The sequence below is a fragment of the Streptomyces hokutonensis genome (assembly GCF_000376565.1).
Lineage (GTDB): Bacteria > Actinomycetota > Actinomycetes > Streptomycetales > Streptomycetaceae > Streptomyces > Streptomyces hokutonensis.
Genome location: NZ_BARG01000046.1, coordinates 20,722 through 35,063 on the forward strand (window position 1 = coordinate 20,722; position 14,342 = coordinate 35,063).

Genomic DNA, 14,342 nt, shown 5'->3' on the forward strand with positions numbered 1-14,342 from the left:
TTTCGTGACACGACGGCAAAGCCCCCGTCGCGAAACGGGGGCCCTGGAGGGAGCTCGGCTAAGCGGAAGCCAGCGACCGGAGCTTGTCGGGGTTGCGGACGATATACACGGATCGGATGCGTCCGGCGGATACGTCCACCTGGAAGACACTGTCGGGCTTGTCACCCGAAAGGATCAGCACCGCGGGTCCGCCGTTCAGCTCAAGGAAGCGGAACGTGAGTTCCGGGATGCCCTTGCCCGCGACGGCGATCAGGAAGCGGCCCACATTGTCCGCAGTTTCCAGGATCCGCAGCGGTGCCTTGGCCTTGCCGCCGCTGTCGCCCACCAGTCGGACATCCGGCGCGAGCAGCGCCATCAGGCCCTCCAGATCGCCCTCCGCCGCGGCGGCGAGGAACCGCTCGGTCAGATCGCGGCGCTGGGCCGGGTCGACCTCGTAGCGCGGGCGCCCTTCGTCGACGTGTCTGCGGGCCCGTCCGGCGAGCTGGCGCACGGCGGGCTCACCGCGGTCCAGCATGGCCGCGATGTCGGCGTACGGGTAGCCGAAGGCCTCCCTGAGGACGAACACGGCGCGCTCCAGCGGCGACAGCGACTCCAGGACGACGAGTACGGCGAGGGAGACGGAGTCGGCGAGCACGGCCCGTTCGGCGGTGTCCTCGACGGCGTCCCCGAAGTCGGTGACGTACGGCTCTGGCAGCCAGGGGCCGACATAGGTCTCGCCGCGCGCCTTGATCTGGCGCAGCCGGTCGATCGCGAGGCGGGTGGTGACGCGCACCAGGTAGGCGCGTGGTTCGCGGACCGCGCGGTGGTCGGCTCCGGACCAGCGCAGCCAGGCTTCCTGGACCACGTCCTCGGCGTCGGCCACGCGCCCGAGCATGCGGTAGGCGACTCCCATGAGGACGGGGCGGTGCTCTTCGAAGACGTCGGTCGGTATGTCGGTGGTCACGGTCTTATCCCATGCGACGCGTGCGACCCTGTCCAGGAGAAAACCGTGTGTCCCGGAGCAGAATTGGCCACGGGCCGACGGCGTCCGGCGGCCCATTCCGGAGGTGGCGATGCGATACGCGGTGCTGGGTACGGGCGAGGTCGGCCAGGCCTTGGGCGGCAAGCTGGTCGAGCTGGGGCACCAGGTGACCCTGGGCTCGCGCACGAAGGACAATCCGGCTGCTCTGAAGTGGGCCGAGAGCGCCGGTGCCGGAGCCGGTGCCGGTACGTTCGCGGAGGCCGCCGCGGCGGGCGAGGTGATCGTGAACGCGGTGGGCGGCCGGGTGGCGCTCGCCGCGCTGGAGGCGGCCGGGGCCGAGCATCTCGACGGGAAGGTCGTCCTGGATGTCTCCAATCCCCTGGCGTTCGAGGACGGCCGGCTCAGGCTGTCGCCGGTGGAGTCGGACAGTGTGGGCGAGCAGATCCAGCGCGCCTTCCCGCACGCCCGCGTGGTGAAGTCCCTCAACACCGTGAACTGCCAGGTGATGGTGGACCCTTCACTCGTGCCGGGCGAGCACCAGGTGTTCGTGTGCGGCGAGGACGCGGAGGCCAAGGCCAGGGTGACGGCCCTGCTCGGGGAGTTCGGCTGGCCCGCTCACCGGGTGCTGGACCTGGGCGGCATCGAGTCGGCGCGCGCCGTGGAGATGATGCTGCCGCTGTGGGTGAACCTGTTCCGGACCCTGGGGCACGGCGAGTTCAACCTTGAGGTGCGCAGCGCGCGTTGAGGTCCTCCAGGACAGGGGCTACCAGTGGGTAGCTTTTGCTGACAAGCTGTCTACACGGCCTGTACGGCGTCTGTCAGCGAGTCCAGACGAGGAGCATCCCCATGTCCGCCACCGTCTCCTTCCCGGTCCCCTCTCCGCACGGCCCGCGGACCGTGACGCTGTCCTACGCGCGCGTGGGCAGCGGCGAACCGCTGCTCCTGCTGCACGGCATCGGTCATCACCGGCAGGCCTGGGACCCGGTGGTGGACATCCTGGCGACCGAGCGGGACGTGATCGCCGTGGACCTCCCCGGGTTCGGCGCCTCCCCCGCGCTGCCGGAGGGGCTGGCGTACGACCTGTCCACGACGGCCGCCGTCTTCAGCGCGTTCTGCGAGGAACTGGGGCTCGACCGTCCGCACATCGCCGGCAACTCGCTCGGCGGTCTGATGGCCCTGGAACTGGGCCGCGAGAAGGTCGTGCGGTCGGTCACCGCCCTCTCCCCTGCCGGGTTCTGGTCCGAGGCGGAGCGCCGCTACGCCTTCGGGGTATTGCTCACCATGCGGCAGATCGCCCGCCGGATGCCGCTCCCGATGGTCGAGCGCCTGTCGCGTACGGCGGCCGGCCGCACGGCCCTGACGAGCACCATCTACGCCCGCCCCGGCCGCCGTTCACCCGAGGCCGTGGTCGCCGAGACGCTCGCGCTGGTCAACGCCCCCGGGTTCGACGACACGCTCCGGGCCGGCACGACCGTCCGGTTCACCGACGACCTCCCCGGCCTGCCGGTCACCGTGGCCTGGGGCACCCAGGACCGGCTGCTGCTGCGCCGCCAGGGCGTCCGGGCCAAGCACCTGATCCCGCGTGCGCGGCTCGTACGGCTGCCCGGCTGCGGGCACTGCCCGATGAGCGACGATCCGGCGCTGGTCGCACGCGTCATCCTCGACGGCAGCCGCTGACCGGCGCGGGAACCACGTCGACGCACCTGATCCCAGGGCCACTCCGGCGCCGACGAGGGCGCTGCCGACGGCCTGGGCGGCCCCGTAGGCGCCCGTTCCGACGAGCGGCGCGGTTGCGGCCGCCGCGACGGGGATGAGGCCGGAGAAGAGCGTGGCGCGCTCCGCGCCGATCCGTTGCAGGCCCATGTACCAGCACACGAAGCCGACGACCGTGACGACCGCCGCCTGCCACAGCAGCGCGGCGGCCTCGGTGGCGTCGGGGCGCCGCAGCCAGCCGGTCCGGTCGAGAAGGAGCCCGGCCGTCGCCGCCTCGATCGCGGCCACACCGCACACGGTGGCCGACAACAACCGCGGCCCCAGGGGGCGCAGCACCGGCACCGCGAGCACTGCGAAGCCCACCTCTCCCGCAAGTGCGCACCCGGAGAAGGCGATTCCGGCGGCATCCGTACGGCCCCACCCCTGGACGGTGAACGCGCCGACGGCGACGAGTGACGCCCCGTAGAGCACGATCCTCCGCGGACGGCGTCCCTCCAGAAGCGGGACGAGGGTCGCGACGACCACGGGGGCGCAGCCCACGAAGACGCCCGGGACGGCCGGTTCGGCGCTGCGTTCGGCGGCGATGACGGCCAGGTTGAAGCCGACCATGCCGATGGCCGCGAGGAGCGCGAGCCGGGCCCACTGACGTGGCCTGAGCGCGCGCAACCGAGCCGTCGCGTCTCTGCTCGTGAAGGGAAGCAGCAGCAGGCAGGCGAGGCCGTAGCGCAGGAACTGGCCGCCCGCGTACGGGTAGTGGCCGAGAACGCTGTTGGCGGTGAAGGACGCGCCGACGAGGACGCAGGCGAAGGCGGCAAGCGGTGCGCCGCGGGCGGCGGTTGCGGTCATGGCGGAGACGCTAGGGAGCGGGGCAGTCCGGTTTAAGGTCCACTTCCATGACGTCATCGCGGACCAATCCGGAGGGGCCGATCGATCCGGAGGGTCTGACGGGTTCCGCCGCGTGGGAGCTGCTGCTGCCCGCCGTCTCGGCACCGGCACGCACGCGTGGCCGTTCGCTTCAGGCCGCGTTGCGGGAGGCGGTGCGTTCGGGGCGGCTGGCGCCGGGCACGCGCTTGCCGTCGAGCCGGGACCTGGCGGCCGACCTCGGGGTGTCGCGGGGGCTGGTCACGGAGGCGTACGAGCAGTTGACGGCGGAGGGGTATCTGCGCAGCGGCCGGGGTGCGGGCACCTGGGTGGGCGGTGCCGTGCGGGCGGCGCGGCCACGCGCGCGTGATCTCGCACCGCGCTCCCCCGGCGCCCGGGTCGACTTCGTGCCCGGAACACCGGACCTGTCGCTGTTCCCCCGTTCCGCCTGGGCCGCCGCGCAGCGCGGTGTGCTGGCGGAGTCGCCGCACGACCTGCTCGGCTATCCCGATCCGCGCGGGCTGCCCCGGTTGCGTACGGCTCTCGCGGAACTGCTGGCGCGCCGCCGGGGTGTGGTCGCCGATCCGGAGCGGTTGATCGTGGTCTCCGGAGTGGCGCAGGCGACGGCGTTGCTCGGATTCGTGCTCCACGCGCGCGGGATGCGCACCGTCGGCGTCGAGGATCCGGGCAGCCCGCAGCACGACGCCCTGTACGCGTCGGCGGGCGTCGGCACCGTACCGCTGCCTCTGGACGAGGAGGGGATTGCCATCGGGCCGCTACGGACGTCCGGTGTGCGGGCCGTGGTCACGACGCCCGCTCATCAGTTCCCCACGGGCATCGCCTACTCCGCGCGGCGGCGGGCCCAACTCCTCGACTGGGCACGGTCGGTGGACGGCCTGGTCTTCGAGGACGACTACGACGGCGACTTCCGCTACGACCGGGCCCCCGTGGGCGCGCTCCAGGGCCTCGACCCGGAGCATGTCGCCTACGCGGGCTCGGTCAGCAAATCGCTCGCCCCGGGACTGCGGCTCGGCTGGCTGCTGGTGCCGGAGTCGCTGGCCGACGACGTCGTCGAGCGCAAGCGGACCATGGATCTCGGCCACCCGACCCTCGACCAGGCGCTGTTCGCGCGCTTCCTGGAACGCGGCGACTACGACCGGCAGTTGCGCCGCTGCCAGCGCGCCTACCGGCAGCGGCGTGACACCCTGGTCGCCGCCCTGGAGGAACACTTCCCCGGAGCGGAGGTCACCGGGATCGCCGCGGGACTGCACGTCATCGCCGAACTCCCGGAGAAGTACGGCCCCCAGGAGAACTTCCTGGAACGGGCGGCCGCCGCCGGTGTCGCGGTGCGCCCGCTCACCGCCTACGCACACGCGCGTGCGGGCGACGCGGTGGTACGGCTGGTCCTCGGGTACGCGCATCTGTCTCCGGGGCGGATCCGCGCGGGTGTACGCCTGATGGCCGGCGCCCTGCACCCGGACGGCCTCTGATGTGACGCGTTCCGTTGTTCACCCGTGGTTTCCGTGCGCGCTGCGGCGCACCAGTAGTTGTGGCGGTGCACCCTGACCGCATCCCGTCCGTGGAGGCGCAACCCCATGTCGCATCGTCCGTTCCCCGCCCGCCGCAGCGTCCTGCGCGGCACCCTGGCCGCGTCGGCGGCCCTGACCGCGCCCGCCGCCCTCGGCGCCGCGCCGGCCTTCGCCCTGTCCGGACGTCCGAAGGCGGGCTGGGGTGTGCAGGCGGGCGACGTGACCTCCGACTCCGGTCTGGTGTGGGTGCGTTCGGACCGCCCGGCCCGGATGATCGTGGAGACCTCTGCCACCGAGTCGTTCCGCAATCCGCACCGTTGGCACGGTCCGCTGCTCGGCCCGGACACCGACTTCACCGGCACTACCCGGCTGCGCGGACTGCCCTCCGGGCAGCAGATCCACTACCGGGTCCTGCTCGCCGACCCCGACGACCCGCGCCGCACCGGCGAGCCGGTCGCCGGCACGTTCCGCACGGTGCCCACCGGGCGGCGCGGTGTGCGCTTCCTGTGGTCCGGTGACCTGGCGGGCCAGGGCTGGGGCATCAACCCGGACCTCGGCGGCTACCGCATCTACGACGCGATGGCCAAGCTGGACCCGGACTTCTTCGTGTGCAGCGGCGACAACATCTACGCCGACGGTCCGATCACGGCGACGCAGGCTCTGCCCGACGGCAGCCTGTACCGGAACGTCACCACGGAGGAGAAGTCGAAGGTCGCCGAGACCCTGGCCGAGTTCCGCGGCAACTTCCGCTACAACCTGCTCGACGAGAACCTCAAGCGGTTCAACGCCCAGGTGCCCTCGATCATCCAGTGGGACGACCACGAGGTGCGCAACAACTGGTACCCGGGCGAGGTGATCGCCGCCACCGACACCCGCTACACGGAGAAGAGCGTCGACGCCCTGGCGGTGCGCGCCCGGCGCGCGTTCAGCGAGTACTTCCCGGTCTCGACGCTGCGGCCGGGTGCGAAGGAGGGCCGGGTGCAGCGCGTGATGCGGCACGGTCCGCTGCTCGACGTGTTCGTCCTGGACATGCGGACCTACCGCAACGCCAATTCGCCCGACAACCAGACCGTGGACCCGCAGGGCATCCTCGGCCGTGAGCAACTGGAGTGGCTGAAGCGGGAGTTGTCGCGCTCGCGTGCGGTGTGGAAGGTGATCGCCGCCGACATGCCGCTCGGCCTGGTCGTGCCCGACGCCACCGAGGGCAAGGCGAACATCGAGGCGGTCGCGCAGGGCGACCCGGGCGCGCCGCTGGGGCGTGAGCTGCAGATCGCCGAGCTGCTGCGGTACATCAACCACCGGCGGATCACCGGCACCGTGTGGCTGACGGCGGACGTGCACCACACCTCCGCCCAGCACTACCAGCCCTCGCGGGCCGCGTTCACCGACTTCGAGCCGTTCTGGGAGTTCGTCTCCGGTCCGCTGAACGCGGGCGCCTTCCCGGCGAACGCCCTCGACAACACCTTCGGTCCCGAGCGGGTGTTCGTGAAGGCTCCGACCGAGGCGAACGTGTCGCCGGCCGAGGGCTACCAGTTCTTCGGCGAGGTCGACATCGACGGCCACAGCGGGGAACTGACGGTGCGTCTGCGGGAGTCGGACGGCACCGTGCTGTTCACTCAGACCCTGCAGCCGGGACGGGTCGGTCAGTAACTCCACTACCCTCGAACCTGTACCGCGCACCGGCGTCATCCCCCGGTGCGCGGTGCGTTCCGCGGCGCGCCGAACTCCCGCGCACAGATCGCGTTTTCGCAGGTCAGGCCGATTGTCAGTGGCGGCCTCTACGGTTTTTCCATGACGCGATCTTTGCAGGCCGTGACCTATCGCCGACCCTCCGTGCTGGAGTCGTCGGCGGGTGAACGGCGCCTCGGGCTGGAGACCTCGCAGGGGGCGACTCCTTCGGGTGTCACCGACCATCCGCGCTTCTTCGCGGGCTTCCTGACCTCGCCTCAGGTGGCGTCGGCGGCGCTGCTGGCGGTGGCCGACGTGGCGGGCGCGCGGTACTACCAGCGCCAACTGGCCTCCTCGCTCGACCCGGTGGTGACCGCGGGCGGTGACCGGCTGCGCTTCGAGTCCTTCTCCGGCTGCGGCGGGGTGTACGCGCGACTGGACGTGCTCGGCCCCGGTCTCGACGGCGGCGAGGTGGGACACGGCACGACGAACGTCGACGTCAACAACCCGCTGCGAGAAGCCCTTTCGCGCATCGGCTCGGACGATCCGCTCCATCTCCGGGTCGGCCCCGAGGAGTTGGCCGTGACCACGCTGGACGGCCCGGTGCTGGAGAAGAAGGTGCCGCTCCCGGACCGCTGGCTGCGCGGCTTCGCGGAGGCGCAGGTCATAGCGGCCGGCTTCGACCTGCGGGCCGAGCTGCCCGCGGCGGAGGCGGTCCGCTTCCTGCGCTCGCTCCCGAAGGCCGGCGCGCGCGGCACGACGATCGGCCCCCGCTGGGTCGTGCCGGCCGGCCGCGGCCTGCGCCCCACCACCCGCCCCGTCCCGGGCGCGGTCTGCCTGCCGGGCCCGGAGCGGCTGATCGCCCTCCAGCGGGTCCTGCGCCACGCGACGGCCCTGCGGATCTACGGCCCCTCCGTCGTCGGCGCCGACGCCACGGCCGGTGCGTGGGAGGCCGTCCTGCCGGGGATGCGCCTCACCCTCACGCTGTCGCCGGACGCGTCGCGCGGCTTCTCCGGCGAGGGCGGGGTCCTGGACGCGCTCGCGACCGACGAGGCCGGAGAGGACGCCGAGTTGATCGCCGTGCTGCTGGCCTGGGAGCCCCGCATCGACGTCGCCGACCTGGCCGCCGCCTCGGGACTCACCCCCGAGCGGGTCCGCGCCGCGCTGATCCGGCTGGGCACTTCCGGACGCGTCGGGTACGACACGGCGGAGGCGGCCTACTTCCACCGTGAACTGCCGTACGACGCGCGGCGCGTGGAGCGTCACAATCCGCGGCTGCGCTCGGCCCTCGCACTGGTGGCCGCGGGCGCGGTGCGGCTGGAGGGCGCGATCGGCACGGTGACGGCCGATGACGGTCATGTGCACCGGGTGCGGGACGAGGCGGGGGTGCTGAGTTGCAGCTGTGTGTGGTGGGCGAAGTACCGGGGCGGGCGGGGGCCGTGCAAGCACGCGCTGGCGGTGCGCATGGTGCGACGGGGCGGAGCGGTGGAGCGGGACATGGTTCGGGTCGACGGGGGTGTGCGATGAGTGCGTTGCTGGAAGCGGTGCGGGCGGGGCGGACGGCCGAGGTGGTGGGGTTGCTCGACGGGCTGACGGATGCCGAACGACGGGCGTTCCTGCCGGAGTTGAAGGACCTCCGCAAGGAGTTGCGTACGGTGCCGTGGGGGCATCCGTCCCGCCATGCCTATCCCACGCTGCACGCGGCCGGTGCCGCCTGTGAGACGGGGGCGGCCGCCGCGGTGAGCTGGATCGCCGGGAGCGACATGCGCTGGTCGCAGTCGTCGGCGGCGCTGCTGATCCATATCCTGGGCGACCGCGATGCCTCCTGGCTGGCCGATGTGACACACCGCCTCGCCGGGCGTCCGGCCTCCGCCGGTGTGTCGTACGAGCTGATGGCGGGTCTGGTCCGGCTCTCCGGTTGTCCGGTGCCGACGACGGAGACCTATGTGCAGGCCTGGGTGGCGTACACCGGTCAGCTGTGGCAGCTCGGGGACACCCTGTTCGACCGGCTGCGCAGGGATCCTCACCTCGCGGAGCTGATGGCCGCGCTGTTCGAGACGAACGACGTCGCCGGCCCCATGGAGTGGTCCTCGGCGGAGAACGTGGAGGGCTGGGTCGACGCGATCGCCCGGCTCACCGTCGAGGGCGCACTGGACCGGCAGCGGACGGTGGACGCCTGTGTGGCCCGGCTGCTGCGGGGCGGGGCGACTCTCGATCAGCGGGCGTTTCTCCGCGTGTTGAAGGGGCTCGCCCTCACCCGCGAGGAGGAGCGGGAGCACATCGCCGACTGGCTGGCCCTGGTCTCGGACGCGGTGCCCACCGCGGCCTCGCACGCCCAGGCGGTGCTCGGCTCCCTCGCCCTGGACGGGGAGTTGACGCCGCGCCGGCTGGCGGAGATGTCCGACGCGGTGTTGTTCAGGTCCGAGAAGAAGCTCGTCCGGGCGCAGCTCGTGCTGCTGGGGAAGGTGCTGGCACGGGACGCGTCGGCCGCCGCCGTAGTGCTGCCCGCCGTCGCCCAGGCCTTCGGGCACGAGGACACGGACGTGCAGGAGCGGGCGCTGAAACTGGTCGAGCGGCACCTCAAGAAGGTCGACTCCCCCGAGGTGCGGGCCGAACTCGCGGCGGCGGCCGACCAGTTGGTCCCCACGCTGCGCGCACGCGCGGTCGAGTCGCTGGGGGCAGCGCCGGTGACGTCGACACAGACGGTGTACGAGGAGGTGCTCCCGCCCGCGCCGGAGCCGGTACGCCTCGTGGCGGCACCCGAGTCAGCCGTCGAACTCGCCGAGGAGGTGGGGGCGTTGCTGGCGACCGAGGGTGAAGTGCCCGCATTCGAGCGCGTGCTGGACGGACTCGTCCGCCATGCGTACCGGGACCACAAAACCCTGGTGGAGGCCTTGGAGCCGGTGGTCGCGCGCCGCTGGTGGCACTCCGACGATCCCGAGGACGCCCGGCGGGCCGACGACCACTTCGGTCGAACGCACCGCGCCTTCGGCAGCGCGGAGTACGGTCTCGATCTCCTGCTGGCCACCCTCCAGGACAAGGTGCGCACCGTCACGCTCCACGAAGGGGCGCAGGACGGCCACCGCTCCCGGACGTGCGGGCACAGCGCGCTGTCCCGGGCCTTCGACGCCCGGGTGTGGGAGGTGGCGTACCGGCTCCGCGTGGAGCCGCTGCCGTTCCTGCTCTCGACTCCTAGCTGGAACACGGGCCTGCTGGAGCCGGACGAGTTGGTGGACCGGCTGGACACCTACCGACGGCTGGGCGCGCGGGTCTCGGCCGCCGACTTCGCGCAGGCGCTGCTGCGGGTGCGCCGCGGGGACCGGGTGGCGGCAGCGGCTGCCGCCGAGAGGGCGGAGTCGCTCGGCACGACGGAGGGCGTCCGGCTCGCTCGCTGGCTGACGTCCGAGAGCCCCGCCCTGCCCCTGAGCAGGCGACGCGCGTCCGGGCCGCGCGTCCTCCTGGAGTTCGGTGAACTCCTCGATATCCAGGAGGACTTCCCGGCGGAGTTCCGGACGCTGGGGCAGCCGGTGACCGTCTACGGCAACAACTGGTACTGCTACCACTGGAACCGGGACATGCAGCGGCACTGGCTCGCGATACTCCCCGAGCGCCGCGAACTGATCGCGGCCAGGATCGTACGGGACGTGTCGGCCGCCGCCCTGGACGGCACCCGCGGCGCCGCCGCCGTACTCCCGATGCTGGCCGAGTCCGACGGCGTGGCCGGTGAGGCGACGCACCTGTGTCTGGCGTACGGGCTCGGTGCCCGGCACCCCGGGGACCGGCTCGCCGCGGTGGACGCGTTGTTGGTGCTCGCGGCGCGGGGACAGCTGGACGGGGACCGGCTGGGCACGGATCTCGGGCAGTTGGTGCGGAGCGGGGCGGTGAAGCCCTCGCGGCTCGCCGAGTCGATGCGGACGGGGGCCGCCACCGGGGCGAACACGAGCATATGGGGGATCCTCCGGCACACTCTGAGCGCGCTGCTCGCCGATCTCGACGGGGACATCAAGCCCGCGCAGGCGCGGGGGCTCGGGGACCTGCTCGCCGTGGCCGCCGAGTGCGCGGAGCGGTCCGGGGCGCGGGGCGAGCTGCCGCAGCTGGCGCAGACGGCGGACCGGACCGGCTCGTCCCGACTGGTCACGCAGGCACGTCGGCTGCGCAGCGCGCTGGTGGCGGGGGTGGCCGCATGACGTAGGGCACCGGGGCTGACCTTCAGGGCAGCAGACTCGTAAAAAGAACTGCAAAAGGTACAGAACCACGCTTTTACCGGTCGGTCACAGAGCGTTCGTGATCACGCAACACCCTTCCTTCACAGTGGTTGCATGAGTCGAGACATGTTTGATGTGACGCGTGCCAGGCACGGGCGTCCGGTGCACCACTGGCGGCGCGACCTGGTGGAGCTGGCGGCGCTGTTCACGGCGGTCGCGGTGGCGGACGTCGTGGCGAACCTGGTGGGGCACGGGCCCGGGGGCCCGGTACTGCTGGCGATCTCCGCGCTGGCGCTGATCGCCACGGCGGGGTTCCACACATGGTGGTCACGCCGCCACGGTCATGCGCCTCCTACGGGTGATACCGGTGCCCGGTCGGCCGCGCGGGTGCGGCAGGCCGGGCCCTCCGAATCGGAGTCCCCGAGCGGGTCCGAGTCGGAGTCCCAGCAGTCGGAGTCCCAGCAGTCGTCCGTGGCGCCCGACGGCGTCGCCGAGCCGGCCACGCTGTGGCGCATGCGGACCACGGTGCGGGACGCGCCCGGATCGCTGGCGGCGCTGTGCACGGCGCTGGCCGGACGGCAGGTCGACATCCTGAGTCTGCAGACGCATCCGCTGGCCGAGGGCACGGTGGACGAGTTCCTGCTGCGGGCGCCGGGCGCGGTCGCGGCGGCCGAGATCACCCGGGTGGTGGCGTCGGCCGGCGGTTCGAGCACCTGGATCGAGCGGGCCGACGCCCACGATCTGGTGGACGCGCCGACCCGGGTCCTGGGCCTGGCCACCCGCACGGCCCTGGACGCGGCGGAACTGCCGCTGGCGCTGCGGCAGTTGCTGGGCCGGTGCACCATCCGTTCGCTGCCCGGGACCACTGCGGGCAAGGGACGCGAGCCGGAGTCGGTGCCGACCGAAGGGGCGTTGGAGGACACGGTCATGCGCCTGCGGGCGCCGGAAGGCGGAGTGATCACCGTGGAGCGGCCGTATCTGCCGTTCACGCCCACCGAGTTCGCCCGGGCGCGGGCCCTGGTGGAGCTGGACGCCCGGCTCGGTCCGCGCATCCCGCGCAGCCAGGACGTGCTGACGCTGCCCGAGGGCAACGCGATCACCGTGCGACGCGCGGACACCGGCGATCTGGAGGCGGCGCGGGAGATGCACGAGCGCTGCTCCGCGCGCACGCTCGGCATGCGGTACCACGGGCCGGTCGGTGACGCCGACCGCTATCTCAACCACCTGCTCTCCCCGCGCTTCGGCCGGACACTCGCCGTGCAGACGGCCTCGGGACGGATCGTCGGACTCGGGCACCTGCTGTGGGACGGGGACGAGACGGAGGTCGCGCTGCTCGTCGAGGACGACTGGCAACGGCGGGGCATCGGGAGCGAGTTGCTGGGGCGGCTGGTGGGGATGGCTGTCGAGGCCGGTTGCGAGAGTGTGTATGCCGTGACGCAGGCGTCCAACACGGGGATGGTGGCGGCGATGCGGGGGCTTGAGCTGCCGCTCGACTATCAGATCGAGGAGGGGACGTTGGTTGTGACGGCGCGGCTGGGGGCGGCGGTGAATTCCGTGGACGTTACGGAGTTCGGGAAGGCCGAAGCGCCGTAGCAGTAGCGGGTTCGTTGGTGGGTGCGGGTGCGCTGTAGCTGGTCGCGCCCCGCGGCGGAGCCGCAGATGAATACAGCCCCGCGCCCCTGAGGGACGGCGCTAGCGCGCCGTCCAGATCTGCCCACAGGTCCTCGACATCCTCCAGGCCCACCGACAACCGAAGCAGACGGTCGCTCACCCCGGCGCCTCGCCGGTCCGTCTCCTCCACCACCCGATGGCTGATCGACGCCGGATGTTGGATCAGGCTGTCCACGCTGCCGAGGCTCACCGCCGGGGTGATGAGGCGGACGGCGGCGATGACCTCGTGGGGGTCGCCGTGGGTCTCGAAGGCGATCATCGCGCCGCCGATGCGCGGGTAGTGGACGTGCGCCACGCGCGGGTCGGTGGCGAGGCGGCGGGCGAGTTCGGCGGCGGTGGCGGACGCGGCGCGTACGCGGATCGGCAGGGTCGCGAGGCCGCGCAGCAGCAGATAGCCGGCGAGTGGATGCAGTACGCCTCCGGTCGCGAAGCGGATCTGGCGCAGTCGGCCGGCGAACTCCTCGTCGCAGGCCACCACGCCCGCCATCACGTCGCCGTGCCCGCCGAGGTACTTGGTGGCGCTGTGCAGGACGAGGCGGGCGCCGTGTTCGGCGGGGCGTTGCAGGACGGGGGTCGCGAAGGTGTTGTCCGCGAGGAGGGGCACCGAGCCGCAGGAGTGGGCGATGGCACGCAGGTCGAGTTCGGCGAGGGTCGGGTTGGCCGGTGACTCGACGACGACAAGACCGGTGTCGGGGCGCAGCGCGTCGGCGATGCCGGCCGGGTCGGTCCAGGTCACCTCGGAGCCGAGCAGTCCGGCGGTGAGCAGGTGGTCGCTGCAGCCGTAGAGGGGTCGTACCGCCACGACGTGGCGCAGCCCGGTCGAGGCGCGCGCCAGTAGGACGGCGGTCAGGGCCGCCATGCCGCTGGCGAAGGCGACCGCGCTGTCGGTGCCTTCGAGGCGGGCGAGGGCGGTTTCGAAGCGGGCGACGGTCGGGTTGCCGAGGCGGCCGTAGACGGGCGGGCCGTCGGGTTCGGCGCCGGTGGTGGCGAAGGCGTCGATGCGGGCGGCCTCGCCACGGCTGTCGTACGACGGGTAGGTGGTCGACAGGTCGATGGGCGGGGCGTGCAGGCCCTTCCGGGCGAGGTCGTCGCGGCCGGCGTGCACGGCTTCGGTGTCCAGTGCGCGCCGGGCCGGAGAGGAAGGGTGCAGGCTCGTTTGGTCCATGGGGAGAAGGGTGAACATAAGCCGGGACGACATGACAGATCTCCGTGTTACGTTCGGCGGATGACCGACTCTGTCGTACTCGATCCGGTGGATCTTCATCTGCTGCGGTTGTTGCAGAACGACGCCCGGGCGACGTATCGCGATCTGGCCGCGCAGGTCGGGGTCGCGCCGTCGACGTGTCTGGACCGGGTGGCGCGGTTGCGCCGGGCCGGGGTGATCCTCGGGCATCAACTGCGGCTCGATCCGGCGAAGTTGGGGCGCGGTCTGGAGGCGCTGCTGTCGGTGCAGGTCAGGCCGCACCGACGGGAGTTGGTGGGGCCGTTCGTGGAGCGGGTGCGGGCGTTGCCCGAGTCGCGGACCGTGTTCCATCTGACCGGGCCGGACGACTATCTGATCCATGTGGCCGTCGCGGACATGGCCGACTTGCAGCGGCTGGTCCTGGACGAGTTCACGTCACAGCGGGAAGTGGCGCGCGTGGAGACCCGGTTGATCTTCCAGCAGTGGGACTGCGGGCCCTTGCTACCGCTTGCCACGCCCGTAGCTGAATCGGGGTGACGGGGAGAAGTCCC

At 72.3% G+C, this 14,342-nt stretch carries 10 protein-coding genes and 1 pseudogene; 8 read left to right on the top strand and 3 right to left on the bottom strand.

The window, feature by feature from the left end; genetic code table 11:
• Positions 1 to 58 precede the first annotated feature (58 nt).
• The gene (locus SSP08S_RS28125) at positions 59 to 943 is read right to left on the bottom strand and encodes an RNA polymerase sigma-70 factor (protein WP_019070979.1); all 885 of its coding nucleotides are present in this window, start codon (positions 941 to 943) and stop codon (positions 59 to 61) included.
• Between the two features lie 109 nt (positions 944 to 1,052).
• Between SSP08S_RS28125 and SSP08S_RS28130 the strand changes: the two genes are divergently transcribed.
• Positions 1,053 to 1,706, top strand: a complete 654-nt coding sequence (locus tag SSP08S_RS28130; protein WP_019070980.1) for an NADPH-dependent F420 reductase — start codon at positions 1,053 to 1,055, stop codon at positions 1,704 to 1,706.
• A 101-nt stretch (positions 1,707 to 1,807) separates the two neighbouring features.
• Positions 1,808 to 2,638, top strand: coding sequence for an alpha/beta fold hydrolase (locus SSP08S_RS28135; protein WP_019070981.1), 831 nt, complete (start codon positions 1,808 to 1,810; stop codon positions 2,636 to 2,638).
• Positions 2,639 to 2,683: 45 nt separating this feature from the next.
• On the opposite strand, the pseudogene SSP08S_RS59620 reads toward SSP08S_RS28135, so the two are convergent.
• A pseudogene (locus SSP08S_RS59620) lies at positions 2,684 to 3,577 on the bottom strand (DMT family transporter); the annotation flags it as partial.
• On the opposite strand from SSP08S_RS59620, the gene pdxR reads away from it, so the two are divergent.
• The 5 genes from pdxR (at position 3,568) to SSP08S_RS56130 (ending at position 12,530) form a co-directional block, all read left to right on the top strand.
• The gene (pdxR, locus tag SSP08S_RS28145) at positions 3,568 to 5,025 is read left to right on the top strand and encodes a MocR-like pyridoxine biosynthesis transcription factor PdxR (protein WP_019070983.1); all 1,458 of its coding nucleotides are present in this window, start codon (positions 3,568 to 3,570) and stop codon (positions 5,023 to 5,025) included. The pseudogene SSP08S_RS59620 and the gene pdxR overlap by 10 nt on opposite strands.
• Before the next feature lie 105 nt (positions 5,026 to 5,130).
• Positions 5,131 to 6,714 carry an alkaline phosphatase D family protein gene (locus SSP08S_RS28150; protein ID WP_019070984.1) on the top strand — a complete coding sequence of 528 codons (1,584 nt, stop codon included), beginning with the start codon at positions 5,131 to 5,133 and terminating at the stop codon, positions 6,712 to 6,714.
• 141 nt (positions 6,715 to 6,855) lie between these two features.
• Entirely contained in the window at positions 6,856 to 8,259 is a 1,404-nt protein-coding gene (locus tag SSP08S_RS28155; protein ID WP_026178883.1) for an SWIM zinc finger family protein, read from the top strand.
• Entirely contained in the window at positions 8,256 to 10,919 is a 2,664-nt protein-coding gene (locus tag SSP08S_RS28160) for a DUF7825 domain-containing protein (protein ID WP_019070986.1), read from the top strand. Before SSP08S_RS28155 ends, SSP08S_RS28160 begins: the two co-directional genes overlap by 4 nt.
• Before the next feature lie 132 nt (positions 10,920 to 11,051).
• Entirely contained in the window at positions 11,052 to 12,530 is a 1,479-nt protein-coding gene (locus SSP08S_RS56130) for a GNAT family N-acetyltransferase (RefSeq protein ID WP_078532548.1), read from the top strand.
• Here SSP08S_RS56130 and SSP08S_RS28170 read toward each other — a convergent pair.
• Positions 12,499 to 13,773 carry a trans-sulfuration enzyme family protein gene (locus SSP08S_RS28170; RefSeq protein WP_078532549.1) on the bottom strand — a complete coding sequence of 425 codons (1,275 nt, stop codon included), beginning with the start codon at positions 13,771 to 13,773 and terminating at the stop codon, positions 12,499 to 12,501. The genes SSP08S_RS56130 and SSP08S_RS28170 overlap by 32 nt on opposite strands.
• Positions 13,774 to 13,833: 60 nt before the next feature.
• Here SSP08S_RS28170 and SSP08S_RS28175 point away from each other — a divergent pair, with 60 nt between their 5' ends.
• Positions 13,834 to 14,328, top strand: a complete 495-nt coding sequence (locus SSP08S_RS28175) for an Lrp/AsnC family transcriptional regulator (RefSeq protein WP_019070989.1) — start codon at positions 13,834 to 13,836, stop codon at positions 14,326 to 14,328.
• The last annotated feature ends 14 nt before the right edge of the window (positions 14,329 to 14,342 follow it).

Excerpts from the sequence above, each read along its gene's own strand:
- SSP08S_RS28130 (WP_019070980.1), top strand. The coding sequence starts at position 1,053 with ATGCGATACGCGGTGCTGGGTACGGGCGAGGTCGGCCAGGCCTTGGGC.
- SSP08S_RS28135 (WP_019070981.1), top strand. The coding sequence starts at position 1,808 with ATGTCCGCCACCGTCTCCTTCCCGGTCCCCTCTCCGCACGGCCCGCGG.
- pdxR (WP_019070983.1), top strand. The coding sequence starts at position 3,568 with ATGACGTCATCGCGGACCAATCCGGAGGGGCCGATCGATCCGGAGGGT.
- SSP08S_RS28150 (WP_019070984.1), top strand. The coding sequence starts at position 5,131 with ATGTCGCATCGTCCGTTCCCCGCCCGCCGCAGCGTCCTGCGCGGCACC.
- SSP08S_RS28155 (WP_026178883.1), top strand. The coding sequence starts at position 6,856 with ATGACGCGATCTTTGCAGGCCGTGACCTATCGCCGACCCTCCGTGCTG.
- SSP08S_RS28160 (WP_019070986.1), top strand. The coding sequence starts at position 8,256 with ATGAGTGCGTTGCTGGAAGCGGTGCGGGCGGGGCGGACGGCCGAGGTG.
- SSP08S_RS56130 (WP_078532548.1), top strand. The coding sequence starts at position 11,052 with ATGAGTCGAGACATGTTTGATGTGACGCGTGCCAGGCACGGGCGTCCG.
- SSP08S_RS28170 (WP_078532549.1), bottom strand. The coding sequence starts at position 13,773 with ATGGACCAAACGAGCCTGCACCCTTCCTCTCCGGCCCGGCGCGCACTG.
- SSP08S_RS28175 (WP_019070989.1), top strand. The coding sequence starts at position 13,834 with ATGACCGACTCTGTCGTACTCGATCCGGTGGATCTTCATCTGCTGCGG.